Consider the following 13,547-nt stretch of genomic DNA (forward strand, 5'->3'; position numbering starts at 1 on the left):
TGTTGAGCGTGCGTTTTCGTTTGCTGGCAGGCGGCCGGATCAGCCTGCGGAGATCTCCACCGGAGCGCGCACCGTCGGTTCCGCCGCCGTTGCCGCCGCCACTGCGGCAGCCGTCTCCGCCGCTGCAGCGGCCTGCGGCGAGAAGTGGTTCAGCAGTTCCAATTGGCTGACGCGCACGTGCTTGCCACGCGTCTGACGCTGCACGTAGCGGCCATCCTGCTGCATGACCCACGCCGACGCGTTATCGCGCAGATGCACCTGCAGACTTTCCCTGATGACGCGCGCCTTGAGCTTGCGGTCGAGCACGGGGAAGGCCACTTCGACACGGCGGAACAGGTTGCGGTCCATCCAGTCGGCGCTGGAAAGATAGACGACTTCCTCGCCGCCAGAATGGAAGTAATAGACGCGGTGGTGCTCCAGGAAGCGCCCGACGACGGAGCGCACGCTGATGTTTTCCGACAGCCCAGGCACGCCCGGCTTGAGGGCACACACTCCACGCACGATCAGGTCGACTTTCACGCCCGCGCGCGATGCCTTGTACAGCTCGTCGATGATGGCCGGTTCCAGCAGCGCATTCATTTTGCCGATGATGCGCGCACGTTTGCCTGCACGAGCGGCACGTGCTTCGGCCCGGATGTGCTCGATCAGGTTGTCGTGCATTGTGAACGGCGAGTGCCATAAATGATGCAGCTTGACCTGCGCGCCCGTGCCTGTCAGCAGCTGGAACACGTGATGCACGTCTTCGCAGATCTGCTCGTTGGCCGTCATCAGGCCGAAGTCTGTGTAGAGGCGGGCGGTCTTGGGATGGTAGTTGCCCGTGCCGAGGTGCGCATAGCGGCGCAGCTTGACGGTCTTGCTCTTGCCGGACACCTCGCGGCGCACCACCAGCAGCATCTTTGCGTGGCACTTGTGGCCCACCACGCCATACACGACATGGGCGCCGGCCGATTCAAGCTGGTCCGCCCAGTTGATGTTCGTCTCTTCGTCAAAGCGCGCGAGCAGTTCGACGACGACAGTCACTTCCTTGCCGTTGTGCGCCGCTTTGATGAGCGCTTCCATTACCGTGGATTCGTTACCGGTGCGGTAGACAGTCTGCTTGATGGCGACCACGTCGGGGTCGCGCGCAGCTTGCTGCAGCAGTTCGAGCACGGGGGTGAAGCTCTCGTACGGATGGTGCAGCAGGATGTCGCCCTGACGGATGGCGTCGAACACGTTCGAACTGTTAGCCACCTGCCTGACCGTTGCTGGCACATGCGGCGGGTACTTCAGCACCGGCTTGTCGACCATGTCCGGCACCTGCAGCAGGCGCACGAGGTTCACCGGGCCCTTGACGCGGTAGCAGTCCGTTTCGGCTAGACCGAACTCCTGCAGCAGGCGTAGTGCCAATGCCGGCGATGTGTCATGAGCGATTTCCAGGCGTACCGCGTCGCCAAAGTGACGGGTTGAAAGTTCGCCCTGCAGCGCTTCGCGCAAGTCCGTGATTTCATCTTCCGACACGAACAGGTCGGAGTTGCGTGTTACGCGGAATTGGTAACAGCCGTGTACGTCGATCTGCGGAAACAGTTCGTGCACAAAGCCTTGCATGAACGACGAGAGCAGCACGAACCCATACTGATAGCCCGACAGCTCCGGCGGCATCTGCACAAGCCGGGGCAGGGCGCGCGGCGCCTGCACGATCGCCAGTTCAGCCTCGCGGCCGAAGGCATCCTTGCCCGACAGCTCGATGATGAAGTTCAGGCTCTTGTTGAGCACGCGCGGGAAGGGGTGTGCCGGGTCCAGCGCCATCGGTGTCAGGATGGGCACCAGTTCGCGCTGGAAGAAGCTGCGGCACCAGGCGCGCTGGACTTCATTCCAGTTGGTAGTCATGTGGAAGAAGACGCCTTCCTTCTCCAGCAGGGGCAGGATCTCATCCTGCAACATGGCATACTGTTGCGCGACCAGCTGCCGCACCCGCTCCGAAACCACGCCAAACGCCTGCTGCACCGACAGCCCGTCGGGCGTGACCGACGAAGGGTTGTCGCGCATCTGCTCCTTCAATCCGGCAATGCGGATTTCAAAGAACTCATCGAGATTGCTCGACACGATGCAGATGAATTTCAGCCGCTCCATCAGCGGCACACCCGTGTCAGCGGCCTGGGCGAGCACACGGGCGTTGAATTCCAGGATGCCCAGTTCGCGATTGAGCAGATCGCCCGCGGGCAATGTCGACATGTTGTGTTCAGACGGATGACGATCCGGCCACTTTTTCATAGTTCGGTGTCAAATTTGTGACACATTGGATTTGTCACGTTCGGGACACAATAAAGACATATTTTGTTGCGCATTGTTTCGAACGACAATACTCCGCGCCCCTGATTCTGCTCCTCAACCGTTTTCATTCATGAGTCCCACCCCCCGTCTGCTGGCTGCTGTCGACATGGGCTCCAACAGCTTTCGGCTGATGATCGGCCGCGTCGACGAAACCCCTGGTGGCACCCAGATATTCCAGGTTGATGCGCTGCGCGAACCGGTCCGTTTGGCCGCCGGGCTTACGCAAGATAAATACCTGGATCAGCCTGCGCGTCGGCGCGGCGTCGATGCCTTGCGCCGCTTTGGCGATCGCTTGCGCGATTTTGCCCCCGAGCATGTGCGCGCCGTGGCGACCAACACTTTGCGTGTGGCCAAGAACGCGCAGGAATTCTTGATCGAGGCGGAAGCCGCTCTGGGGTTCCCCATTGAGGTGATTGCGGGCCGCGAAGAAGCTCGGCTGATCTATCTCGGTGCATCGCATGACGCACCGGCGTGCCAGGGCAACCGGCTCGTCGTCGATATCGGCGGTGGTTCCACGGAGTTCATCATCGGCAACGGCTACAAGCCCAAGCTGATGGAGTCGCTGTATATCGGTTGCGTTTCGCATAGCCGGCATTTCTTCCCGAACGGCAACGTAGACGAATATGCGATGAAGCAGGCCGAGTTGGCCGCACGTCGCGAAATCCAGGTGCTCGTGCAGCAGTACCGCACGGCTGGCTGGAACCAGGCCGTCGGGTCTTCGGGCACGGCACGTGCGCTGGCTGAGCTGATCGAGCTGAACGGCTTCAATGACAAGAGCAACGAGCACGGCATCACGCGCGAAGGGCTCGAGCGTCTGAAACGCGCGCTCGTCAAGTCGGAGAACACCAATCGTCTGAAGCTCAACGGCCTGAAGTCAGATCGGATTCCGGTGCTGCCGGGCGGCCTGTCGATCATGCTCGGCGTGTTCGCCGAACTCGATGTGGATCGTATGGATGTGACCGATGGCGCTTTGCGCCTGGGCGTGCTGTATGACCTGCTCGGCCGTACCCATCACGAAGACATGCGCACGGTGACGATTGAACAGTTCATGCGCCGCTACAGCGTCGACCGCGCGCAGGCGAGCCGCGTTCGCGATGCGGCGACGGCGCTTTTGTCGCAGTTTCCCGATCCGCCCGATGAGCGCCGCGAAGACAATCTCGCGCTGCTGGGTTGGGCGGCAAACCTGCACGAGATCGGCATGAGCATCTCGCACAGCGGGTACCACAAGCACTCGGCGTACATCGCCAGCCATGCCGATATGCCGGGCTTCTCCAAGACCGATCAGGCGCGCCTCGCGACGCTGCTGCTGGGCCATGCCGGCAAGCTTGGCAAACTCTCGGGCGGCGGCAAGTTCCTCGATTGGCGGATGCTGTTCAGCCTGCGTCTGGCGTTTGTGCTGTGCCGTCGTCGGGGAGCGATCCAACTGCCCGGCCTGCGCGTGCGCCACAGCGAAGGCGAACTGAATGAAGGTGGTTTCGAGGTCGAGCTGCCCAAGAGCTGGATCGAGCAGAATCCGCTGGTGGAATACAGCCTGGCGAAAGAAGCCGATGAGTGGCAGCGCATCGGTCGCCGCTACAAGGTGGTGTACGTGTAAGGCGTCTCGCTGCATCCCAAGCAAAACGGCCCGGAGTGACCCGGGCCGTTTTGTTTTGCGTGGTGCCGTTCGGAGCGATCTCAGCCGCGCAGGAAGTGGCGTGCGTAGCGCGGGTTGATGTCCGACAGACGCAGCAGCGTGAGGAAATCGGCGACGTTGAAGTCAGGGTCCCACGCCGGTGCGCCGCAGATGCGTGCGCCCAGGCGCAGATAGCCCTTCACGAGCGCAGGCGGCTCGACTTCGAGATCCTGGTTCAGTTCGTCCACCGGCAGGGCCACGCGCGGGAAGGCGTGGTACTCGATCGGTGCGAGCGAGCCATCGTCGACGAAGCTGCGATACAGGCTTGCAGCAAAGTGACCGCCATCGCCCATCGACACGCTTGCGCAGCCCAACATCGATTCGAAGCCGTAGCGCTGCATGTATTCGCCCAGACCGGCCCACAGCGCCATGATGACGCTGCCCGAGCGGTAGTCGCGGTGCACGCACGAGCGGCCAAGCTCCACCATCTTCGGGCGCAGGTGCGTCAGGCGCACGAGGTCGAATTCGGATTCGGAATACAGGCAACCGATCTGCTTGGCGGCGTCAGGGCGCAGCACGCGATAGGTGCCCACCACGCGCAGCGTCTTCTGGTCGCGCACGATCAGGTGGTCGCACACGGCGTCGAACATGTCGACGTCCAGTTCGGTGTGGGCCGAGGGCAGGCGGGCGCCCATTTCTTCGGCAAATACCTTGTAGCGCAGGCGCTGTGCTTCCGTTACTTCATCCTGATGGCGCGCCCACGAAACGGCCAGAACAGGCTTGTCACGCGCCGGAACAGCGTCGGGTGAGCGAGGAAGGCCCCTCCGTGCGTTGCCCAGGTTCAGGCTCGGCAGTGCGTCAATCAATGGCTGGGTCGGCGTCGGCAGGTCTCGCATTCGTGGATCCCCAAGGGTGGATTTCGAGGCGATTCTAGAGACGCTGCGTGACAGATCCGCGACAAAAGCGTGTCAATCGTGACCGTTGCGTGAATTTTGCGTGGCGATGCTGTGACGAGGGCGATGTGTCACACCAGATCGGGATTGACCACCGCGCGCAGCACGGTCTGCGCTTCGTCTTCGCGGATGCGGCGGCAGAGCCACCACACGCCGGCTTTCTTCACGCTCCAGTCCATTTCCACGCCGGCGATGAGCAAGCTGGCAAGGCGGCCCAGCCACGGCTGATGCCCGACCAGCAGCAGATTCTTATTGGACGGCCAGTCCAATGCATCGAGGATCGCGCTGACATCGGCTCCGGGCGCCAGCGCGGTGAGCGTGTGGAAATGTTCGGTGAGGGCGCGCGCAGTCTGCTGCGTACGTACAGCGGGGCTGGCGAGTATGAGCGTGTCTTCCGGCAGGCGAGGGCGCAGCCATTGGGCCATCTTCTCGGCCTGCTTGTGACCGCGCTTGGTGAGTTCTCGTTGGAGATCGGTGTTGCGCTGGATGCGCAGGGATGCGGCCACGTCTTCGGCTTCAGCGTGGCGCCACAGGATGAGGTTCATGGGGGAAAGTCGGTGGCATTGCGTGATGCGGACGCTGTCTTTATAGCATCGTCAGATGACACCACGAGCCGCAACGCGTGCTCCAAAGCAAAACGGCTTACGTAGTGAACGTAAGCCGTTTTGTTTGCTGCTCAATTCTGGTCGGGGCGGCAGGATTTGAACCCGCGGTCTTCCGGTCCCAAACCGGACGCGTTACCAGACTACGCTACGCCCCGAAGACCGCGATTGTACCGCTTCCGCAACACGCTGGTCAAATTAGTGTTCGAACGATCATGCCGAGCGCCACGATGCCCGCAAAAGCAGCAAATCCTTGCTGCAGCGCCGGCCCCGCCAAATGCCGCGCAAAGCGCCGGCCCGCCAGCATGCCGGTCAAGGCTCCGGCGGCAAACGGCAGCGCGATATGCCAATCGACATGCCCGCCAATGGCCGAGGCGACCACACCCCCCATGGACACCAGCGCAATCACTGCTAACGAGGTGGCGACGATGGTTTGCATCGGCAGATCGGTCGCGCGGCGCAATGCGGGCACGATGACAAAGCCACCGCCCACGCCGAGCAATCCGGACAGGAAGCCCGCGCCCACGCCCGACGCGGCCAATGCGCGTGCGCATGGCAGCGTCCAGACCAGCTTGGCCGTGGTGGTGTCGAGGTGGCAGGGCGGGGCGGTTCGCCTCGGCTGGACCTCGGTTGACGGTGCCGCGCGCGCTTGCCGGAACATGCGTAGCGCCACATAGGCGAGCACCACTGCAAACAGCAGCGTGAGCGGCGTGTTCGGCACGCGGTGCGCAGTCCAGATGCCGAACGGCGAGATCACCACGCCGCACAGCGCCATCAGCCCAGCGGCCTTGTAGCGGACCTTGCCTTCCCGCAAGCCGAGCATCGCGCCCAGTCCGGCGGACAGCCCCACCGCCAGCAGCGCAATCGGCGCAGCTTGTGGCACCGACAGATGCAATCCGAAAATCAGTAGCGGCACCGCGACGATAGCCCCACCCGCACCTGTGAGCGCCAGAATGAGCCCCACCACAGAGCCCAGCCCCGCGCTGACGATCCAACCCGCTTCGATTGGCGACATGGTCAATGTCCCGCCATCTTTTTCAAGACCTTGCCGCAGTACAGCTCGGAGAGTGTCTGCATGACCTGGATGACCTCGAAGCTGGCGAGCCGATAGTAGATGTATTTGCCCTCGCGCCGCGTGGTGACAAGGCCCTCGTCGCGCAGCACACCCAGCTGCTGCGACAGGCTGGGCTGATGTAGGCCCACCAACGCCTCGAGCTCGCTGACATTGCGCTCGCCCTGCGTAAGTTGGCAGAGCAGCAGCAGACGGTCTTCGTGGGCCATGGCCTTGAGCACGGCACACGCCTGCGACGCCGAGGCGCGCAGCATGGAAATGGCCGCCTCGGGCAGCGGCACAACGTCGGAATTGTCTGTGGAATGGCTCATGGGGCGTGGCACGGGGTTCTATTCGCGCTGTTTGCACTATTGGCAGACAGAATGTCAGACGATATTCTATAAAAATATAGATTGTTCGGGAACGTCCACCATGCATGCCCAGATCGAATCCTTCTTTGACCCCGAAACCTGCACCATGACCTACGTGGTGCACGCAGGCCCCGGCACGCCTTGCGCCGTGATCGACTCGGTACTCGACTACGACCCGAAATCCGGCCGTACGACGACCCGGTCAGCCGACCGCGTTGCTGCCTTCATCGAAGCGCAGGACTTACGCATCGAATGGCTGCTGGAGACCCACGCGCATGCCGATCACTTGTCGGCCGCGCCGTATCTGCGTGGGCGTTTCGGTGGGCGCATCGCTATCGGCGAGCGTATTCGCGTCGTGCAGGGCGTGTTCAAACCGATCTTCAATCTGGAGCCCTCATTCCTGCTCGATGGTTCGCAGTTCGACCACCTGTTCGCGCCCGACGAAGTGTTCCATATCGGCAATCTGGAGGCCAAGGCGCTGGCCGTGCCGGGTCACACGCCGGCGGACATGGCATATCAGGTGGGCGATGCGGTGTTTGTGGGTGACACGCTGTTCATGCCGGACGTGGGCACTGCGCGCTGCGATTTTCCGGGCGGGAACGCGGGCACGCTGTACCAGTCGATCCGCCGCCTGCTGGATCTGCCGCCGGACACCCGGCTCTACATGTGCCACGACTATCCGCCCGCCGGCCGCGAAGCCATCTGCCACACAACAGTGGCAGAGCAGCGCCGCGCCAACATCCATGTGCGCGATGGCGTGACCGAGGCCGAGTTCGTGCAGATGCGCACGAAGCGCGACGCCACGCTCAGCATGCCCACGCTGATCCTGCCGGCTATTCAGGTGAACATTCGCGCGGGCATGTTGCCCCCAGCGGAGCCGAACGGTGTGCAGTACCTCAAGATTCCGCTGAACGCGCTGTAACCGCTAGGGCGGGAGCAGCGCGGCACGCGCGGCAGTCAGCACCTCGCGGCTGAGTTCGTCCACCAACGCCGATGCCGCCCGCGCGTGCTGCCAATGCAGCGGCACGTCCAACGGCGTGTCAGGCACCAGCTCGACCAGCGAACCGTCTTCAAGATGCTGCGCAATCAGCGCATGCGGATGCAGCCCCCAGCCCATGCCGGCCACGGCCGCAGTCACAAACGCCTGTGACGAAGGCAGCAGATGGCGCGGCAGTTCCACATGGCGATGGCACAGGCGCCTTGCCCAGGTAGCCTGCAACGCATCCTTGGTGTTGAACACGAGGCAAGGCGCTTTCGACAGTTCACCTGCGCCGACCCCGTCTGCGAAATATTCCTGCACGAATGCCGGGCAGGCCGCAGCCAGATAACGCATGGCACCGAGTGGGCGGCTGTTGCAGCCCGTGGCCGGCCGCGCGGTGGCGGTAACGGCAGCCAGCACGGCGCCGCTGCGCAGCCATTCACTGGTGTGATCCTGGTCATCCACAGCCACCTCCATCAACACCGGATGCGCCGCTGCGAATGTGGCGATTGCCGGTGCGAGCCACGTCGCCAGGCTGTCGGCATTCACGGCAATGGGCAGCGCAACGCGCGCAACGCCCTCCTGCGCCAGCGTTGGCAGCGCACCTTGCAGTTCCTGTTCGAGCAGGCGAACGCGGTCTACGTGCTGGCAAAGCCGTCGGCCGGTTTCAGTCGGGCGGCACGGCTGATCACGCACCACCAGCGCGCAGCCAACGCGTTCTTCCAGCAACCGGATCCGCTGCGAAATGGCCGACGGCGTGACATTGAGTGCGCGGGCTGCCCGATCGAAGCTGCCTTCTCGGATGACAGCAGCCAGAGCGGCCAAGGCGGAATAGTCGAGCACGATAGTTAGTAAAACTGAATTGGGTGAAGAAAAGATAGTTTGTCTTCATCGCATCGGCCCGGCAAGCTGCGCGCATGACAACATCGATTGCGACTTCCTCTTCCGTCTTCCTGCAGGGCTTGGCCCTGAGCCTGGGGCTGATCGTGGCCATTGGCGCGCAGAACGCTTTCGTGCTGCGTCAGGGTCTGCGCCGTGAGCACGTGGGGAGTGTCGTGCTGTTCTGTGCGATGGCAGATGCGCTGCTGGTCTTGGCGGGCGTGCTTGGCATGGCGCAGGCGTTGGGTGAACGACCCAGCCTGGCGCGTTTTCTTGCGTTGGCGGGCGCCGCGTTCCTGTTGCTGTATGGCGTGCAGGCGCTGTGGCGGGCGCGGCATTCCAGCCAGTTACGGGCCGCCGCAGGTGGCGATGGCCTCAGCCGGGGCGCGGCGCTGGCGCAGGCGGCGGCCTTTACGCTGCTCAATCCCCACGTCTATCTGGATACGGTGCTGCTCGTGGGCAGCATTGGCGCGCAGCAAGCCTCGGCATTGCGCGGCTGGTTTGTAGCGGGGGCAGGATCGGCCAGCCTGTTGTGGTTTGTGTCGCTCGGGTTTGGCGCGCGCTGGCTCGCACCATGGTTTGCCCGGCCGAAGGCGTGGCAGGTGCTGGACGGCTTGATTGGCGTGACGATGCTGGTGCTGTCTGCGGTGCTGCTGCGTCACGCGCTGGGCGGGCTTTGATTCGATTGCGTCTACCGTAAAGCCGCCGCTGTCTGCATGCCCTTGCGCACGCGGAGTACGCCCAGCGATTTCAATAACGCATGCCCCTGCAGCGTCACGCGCGGTTCGCTCACGCCAGGGCTTGGACGATCCAGTGTTAGGAGTTGCAGCGCCAGCAGCGTTTCAACATCCACCGTGTCCAGATCGCGCGGTTGCGAGTTGCCGCATAGCAAAACCAGCGTCGCAATTTCATGGGGACTCAGCATCGTTGTCTCCAGCTTGATTTTGTAAGGGGGAGGGCCCTTCTGTCGCGCAGATGGCCTTTGTACAAAACCGTGCGTAAGCGTTACCACATAGCCTGCGTCGGAAGTGCCAACAGCCGCTCCGCGATGTGCTGTCAGGCGATCTGAAGTGCGTTTCCTTTGGCCCTGACGCGGGCGTTTGCGGCATCGGGCGCGGGGGAGGACGCAATTGCCATTCCCGAGTCAGCGCTGCGGTGCTGGCGGAGAGGTATGTGTCCTGCTGAGCGACATGCGTTCAGCACGAGAAGGATGCGAGGAGGCGAAATGGCAACCTGGACGGGCAGTTGGCGGAACCAATACGGCTCCGTTGTGACATTGGAGGAAGACGGCGAGCGGCTGTCGGGCACATTCCGCACGGCGCTGGATGACAGCGGCTTCTTCGGCCGGGACTACGACGTGGTCGGAACCTGCCACGGCGATTGCATCGCACTCGCCTTTGCCGGTGGGACGCCCAAGGGCGACATGGTGTGTGCGTTCACCGGTGTGCTGCGCGCGGGCAGGTTGGAGACCGTGTGGCACGTGGTGTCGGACCGGGCCACAGAGGGCGACGGCAAGCGGGTCTGGCCGCATGCGGTCATGACCAACGCCGACACGTTCGAGCGTGTCTCGGAATAGCCGCGCGCCTCAGCCGCGCTTTCTCGCCGGGCGCGCCGGAGGTTCTGCAGCGGGCTGCTTGAGCGGTCGCAGGTTCATCTTGTCGAAGACGCGGCGGGCGCGTTCGGCGCAGTCTTCACCGTCGGCCTCGTGGTCGACTTCGCGAATGAGCGCCAGCAAGTCGCGCTTGTTTTGCGCCAGGTGCTGCTCCAGCACATCGATTTCCGCGACTTTGCGGCGCAGCGCCTGCAGCAGTTCTTCGCGTGACCACGCGCCTTGGTGTCCGGGCAAAAAGGCGCGAATCTCTTCCAGCGAGAACCCCGCACTTTGCGCGCGCAAGATGATCTGCAGCCGCGTCACCGATTCCGGCGCGTACTCCCGATACCCATTGGATTGCCGCTCAGCGGGCTGCAACAGGCCGCTGGCTTCATAGAACCGAATGCGGGAGGCGGCCACGCCGCTCAGGCGGGCCAGTTCACCAATCTTCATGTGCTGCTCCGCAGGCTTGACATTCAAGTTGACTTTAAGCTTAGGGTTGAGGTGTCGTCAAATGTCAAATCCCCCGCGGATGCCACCATGAAACTCTTCACGCCCCTCGTCCTGCCCAATGGCGCGGTGATCCCGAATCGCCTGGCCAAAGCCGCCATGGAAGAAAACATGGCCGATGCCGATCACGCGCCTTCCGACGCGTTGCTGCGTCTGTATGAGGCCTGGGCCGCAGGCGGCGCCGGCCTGATCCTGACCGGCAACGTGATGGTCGACCACCGCGCCATGACGGGCCCGAACGGCGTCGTGCTGGAAGACGGCGCGCATCTCGAACGCTTTCGCCGCTGGGCCCAGGTGGCGCGTGCGCATGGTGCGCATGCGTGGGTGCAGATCAACCATCCGGGGCGCCAGATGCCTGCATCGCTCGGACAGCCGACGGTGGCGCCTTCGGCAGTTCCGCTCGCGCTCGGCGCGCTGTCCAAGCAGTTTCCGGTGCCGCGCGAGATGACCGAGGCGGATATCCGCGAGGTCCAGCAGCGCTTCACGCGCAGCGCGCAACTGGCCGAGCAGAGCGGCTTCACCGGTGTGCAGATCCACGCCGCCCATGGCTATCTGCTAAGCCAGTTTCTCTCGCCCATTTCGAACCGGCGGCAGGACCAGTGGGGTGGCCCGATCGAGAACCGCGCGCGCCTGCTGCTCGATATCGTGCGCAGCGTGCGCGCCGCCGTGTCGCCGCAGTTCGTCGTGGCGGTCAAGCTGAACTCGGCCGATTTCCAGCGCGGCGGTTTCAGCCCTGACGATGCGAAGCAGGTGGTCGAGCTGCTCAACCCACTGGGTGTCGACCTCGTTGAACTGTCCGGCGGCAGCTACGAAGTTCCGGCCATGCAAGGGCACGCGCGCGACGGCCGCACGCTCGCCCGCGAAGCTTATTTCCTGGAATTCGCACGCGACATTGCCGCCATTGCCCGCATGCCGCTGATGGTCACAGGCGGCATCCGGCGCCGGGCCGTAGCGGAGCAGGTGGTCGACAGCGGTGTCGACATGGTCGGCATTGCGACGGCGCTGTCCATCGATCCCAACCTGCCGCGCGACTGGGCGGGCGGCAAGAACAGCGCGCCGGTGCTGCAGCCCATCACGTGGAAGAACAAGGCGCTGGGCGCACTCGCCAACATGGCTGTCGTCAAGTTTCAGCTCGGCCGGTTGAGCAAGGGGCGCACGACGGCCCCTGGCGTGTCGCCCCTGCGGGCACTGATCGAACAGCAACTGGCCGCAGCCTGCCAGTCGCGGCGCTATCGCCGGTGGGCGGCGCAACGTCAGGTGCGCTAGCCGTATTTTCTGACCGGACGGGCGCGACCTTAACGGTGCGCCGCGTCTCTTGTAGATTCATGTTTTGCCTGACCGATCGGAAAGCACGACATGAAACACGTCACTCTGCCCAACGGCGAACGCGTCCCTGCACTCGGCATGGGCACCTGGAACATCGGCGACGACCGCGCCACCCGTGCCGAAGAAATCGCCACGCTGCGTCTGGGCCTCGACCTGGGTTTGCGGCTGATCGACACGGCCGAGATGTACGGCGAAGGCCTCTCCGAATCGCTAATTGGCGAGGCCATTGCCGGACGGCGCGATGAGGTCTTTCTCGTGAGCAAGGTTTATCCGCACAACGCCAGCCGGCGCGGTATCGCCGCGGCGTGCGAGCGCAGCCTGCGCCGCCTCGGCACCGACCGCCTCGATCTGTACCTGCTGCACTGGCGTGGCGATGTGCCGTTCGAAGACACGCTGGAAGGCCTGCAGGCCCTGCAGCGCGAAGGCAAGATCCGCCAGTACGGCGTGAGCAATCTCGACCTGTCCGACATGGAGGAATGGTGGGACGCGCCCGGCGGCGATCAGATTGCCGTCAACCAGCTGCTCTACAACCTTAGCCGGCGCGGCATCGAATGGGATTTGTTGTCCTGGCTGCGCGAGCGCCGTGTGCCGGTGATGGCCTATTCGCCCATCGAGCAGGCGCGGCTCGTTCGGCATCCGAAGCTGGTGCGCTTCGCCCAGGAGTGCGGCATGACGCCGGCACAGGTGGCGCTGGCGTGGCTGCTGGCGCGGGACGACATCATCGCGATTCCCAAGACCGGCCATCCTGACCGCCTGCGCGAGAACATCGGGGCGCTGTCGCACACGCTCACGGCTGAGCAGCTTGCAACACTAGACAGCATCTTCCCGCCGCCCAAGGGGCCGCGCGCGTTGGAGATGCTTTAAATCAGCGCGACTTCGCCAGGTAGCGCTCGTGGTCGACGTAGCCCATCAGGTAGACGCGGGCTTTCTCGCGGGTGTCTTTGGTGACGCGGTCGGCTGCCTTGCGCGCGCCGGATGAAGACATCGACGCGCTGAGGTGGTCGCGGAAACCGTCGTGCATGGTGCGCAGATCGCCCTCGCAGGCATCGAGCGCGGAGGCGACCACGGCCTTCGTCTGCGTGGTGCCCGGCACGCCGCTATCGGCCTGGCGCTGCACGCACGCCATGTAGTTGGCGCGCAGCACCTGCCAGCCGTTGTCTGCGCTGGCGTCGGTGGTGGCCGCAGCGGCGGTGGTCGAATCAACGGGCTGCTGTTGCGGGTGCGATGCGCACGCACCGAGCAAGGCCAGCAGGACGAGAGACGGGCAGGTGAGGGCTTTTTTCATGGCATGGACTGTACTGCACGGCCTCGCTGCTTGCCCGACGCGAAGTCGACCTGAATGCACGTCGTAACATTTGGAAAC

The 13,547-nt window shown here is 63.8% G+C and carries 15 protein-coding genes and 1 tRNA gene; 6 read left to right on the forward strand and 10 right to left on the reverse strand.

Annotated features, from left to right (window positions below; translation table 11 throughout):
* Window positions 1–39 precede the first annotated feature (39 nt).
* Window positions 40–2,211 (reverse strand): polyphosphate kinase 1, encoded by a 2,172-nt coding sequence (gene ppk1 / locus ACEN9T_RS15660; RefSeq protein ID WP_413708197.1) that lies wholly within the window; start codon window positions 2,209–2,211, stop codon window positions 40–42.
* Window positions 2,212–2,380: 169 nt separating this feature from the next.
* On the opposite strand from ppk1, the gene ppx reads away from it, so the two are divergent.
* On the forward strand, window positions 2,381–3,904 hold the full coding sequence (gene ppx / locus ACEN9T_RS15665) for an exopolyphosphatase (RefSeq protein WP_092969908.1): 1,524 nt from the start codon (window positions 2,381–2,383) through the stop codon (window positions 3,902–3,904).
* Between the two features lie 80 nt (window positions 3,905–3,984).
* Here the strand turns inward: ppx and ACEN9T_RS15670 are convergent, their stop codons facing one another.
* The 5 genes from ACEN9T_RS15670 to ACEN9T_RS15690 form a co-directional block, all read right to left on the reverse strand.
* The gene (locus ACEN9T_RS15670) at window positions 3,985–4,818 is read right to left on the reverse strand and encodes a GNAT family N-acetyltransferase (protein WP_092969910.1); all 834 of its coding nucleotides are present in this window, start codon (window positions 4,816–4,818) and stop codon (window positions 3,985–3,987) included.
* Between the two features lie 128 nt (window positions 4,819–4,946).
* Entirely contained in the window at window positions 4,947–5,420 is a 474-nt protein-coding gene (sixA, locus tag ACEN9T_RS15675; protein ID WP_413708198.1) for a phosphohistidine phosphatase SixA, read from the reverse strand.
* A gap of 138 nt (window positions 5,421–5,558) precedes the next feature.
* Window positions 5,559–5,635 (reverse strand) — tRNA-Pro (locus ACEN9T_RS15680).
* Window positions 5,636–5,670: 35 nt separating this feature from the next.
* A complete protein-coding gene (locus ACEN9T_RS15685; protein ID WP_413708199.1) occupies window positions 5,671–6,492 on the reverse strand; it encodes a sulfite exporter TauE/SafE family protein in 822 nt (273 codons plus the stop codon).
* Window positions 6,493–6,494: 2 nt separating this feature from the next.
* Window positions 6,495–6,860, reverse strand: coding sequence for a metalloregulator ArsR/SmtB family transcription factor (locus ACEN9T_RS15690; protein ID WP_413708200.1), 366 nt, complete (start codon window positions 6,858–6,860; stop codon window positions 6,495–6,497).
* Window positions 6,861–6,960: 100 nt separating this feature from the next.
* Between ACEN9T_RS15690 and ACEN9T_RS15695 the strand changes: the two genes are divergently transcribed.
* Window positions 6,961–7,821 carry an MBL fold metallo-hydrolase gene (locus ACEN9T_RS15695; protein ID WP_092969920.1) on the forward strand — a complete coding sequence of 287 codons (861 nt, stop codon included), beginning with the start codon at window positions 6,961–6,963 and terminating at the stop codon, window positions 7,819–7,821.
* 3 nt (window positions 7,822–7,824) lie between these two features.
* Here ACEN9T_RS15695 and ACEN9T_RS15700 read toward each other — a convergent pair whose 3' ends face one another.
* Window positions 7,825–8,721 carry a LysR family transcriptional regulator ArgP gene (locus ACEN9T_RS15700; protein ID WP_413708201.1) on the reverse strand — a complete coding sequence of 299 codons (897 nt, stop codon included), beginning with the start codon at window positions 8,719–8,721 and terminating at the stop codon, window positions 7,825–7,827.
* 74 nt (window positions 8,722–8,795) lie between these two features.
* On the opposite strand from ACEN9T_RS15700, the gene ACEN9T_RS15705 reads away from it, so the two are divergent.
* Window positions 8,796–9,437, forward strand: a complete 642-nt coding sequence (locus tag ACEN9T_RS15705; protein WP_092969924.1) for a LysE/ArgO family amino acid transporter — start codon at window positions 8,796–8,798, stop codon at window positions 9,435–9,437.
* Window positions 9,438–9,448: 11 nt separating this feature from the next.
* Here ACEN9T_RS15705 and ACEN9T_RS15710 read toward each other — a convergent pair whose 3' ends face one another.
* Entirely contained in the window at window positions 9,449–9,682 is a 234-nt protein-coding gene (locus ACEN9T_RS15710) for a hypothetical protein (protein WP_092969926.1), read from the reverse strand.
* Between the two features lie 300 nt (window positions 9,683–9,982).
* Between ACEN9T_RS15710 and ACEN9T_RS15715 the strand changes: the two genes are divergently transcribed.
* Window positions 9,983–10,333 carry an avidin/streptavidin family protein gene (locus ACEN9T_RS15715; protein ID WP_413708202.1) on the forward strand — a complete coding sequence of 117 codons (351 nt, stop codon included), beginning with the start codon at window positions 9,983–9,985 and terminating at the stop codon, window positions 10,331–10,333.
* A gap of 9 nt (window positions 10,334–10,342) precedes the next feature.
* On the opposite strand, the gene ACEN9T_RS15720 is transcribed toward ACEN9T_RS15715, so the two are convergent.
* Window positions 10,343–10,801, reverse strand: a complete 459-nt coding sequence (locus ACEN9T_RS15720) for a MerR family transcriptional regulator (protein ID WP_092969930.1) — start codon at window positions 10,799–10,801, stop codon at window positions 10,343–10,345.
* 87 nt (window positions 10,802–10,888) lie between these two features.
* On the opposite strand from ACEN9T_RS15720, the gene ACEN9T_RS15725 reads away from it, so the two are divergent.
* Together ACEN9T_RS15725 and ACEN9T_RS15730 are read left to right on the forward strand one after the other, a co-directional pair.
* On the forward strand, window positions 10,889–12,124 hold the full coding sequence (locus ACEN9T_RS15725) for an NADH:flavin oxidoreductase/NADH oxidase family protein (protein WP_413708203.1): 1,236 nt from the start codon (window positions 10,889–10,891) through the stop codon (window positions 12,122–12,124).
* Between the two features lie 90 nt (window positions 12,125–12,214).
* Window positions 12,215–13,048, forward strand: a complete 834-nt coding sequence (locus tag ACEN9T_RS15730) for an aldo/keto reductase (RefSeq protein WP_413708204.1) — start codon at window positions 12,215–12,217, stop codon at window positions 13,046–13,048.
* A gap of 1 nt (window position 13,049) precedes the next feature.
* On the opposite strand, the gene ACEN9T_RS15735 is transcribed toward ACEN9T_RS15730, so the two are convergent.
* Window positions 13,050–13,469 carry a hypothetical protein gene (locus tag ACEN9T_RS15735; RefSeq protein ID WP_413708205.1) on the reverse strand — a complete coding sequence of 140 codons (420 nt, stop codon included), beginning with the start codon at window positions 13,467–13,469 and terminating at the stop codon, window positions 13,050–13,052.
* Window positions 13,470–13,547: the final 78 nt, after the last annotated feature.

Origin of the sequence: Ralstonia sp. Ralssp110 (genome assembly GCF_047325135.1) — a bacterium.
Lineage (GTDB): Bacteria > Pseudomonadota > Gammaproteobacteria > Burkholderiales > Burkholderiaceae > Ralstonia > Ralstonia mojiangensis.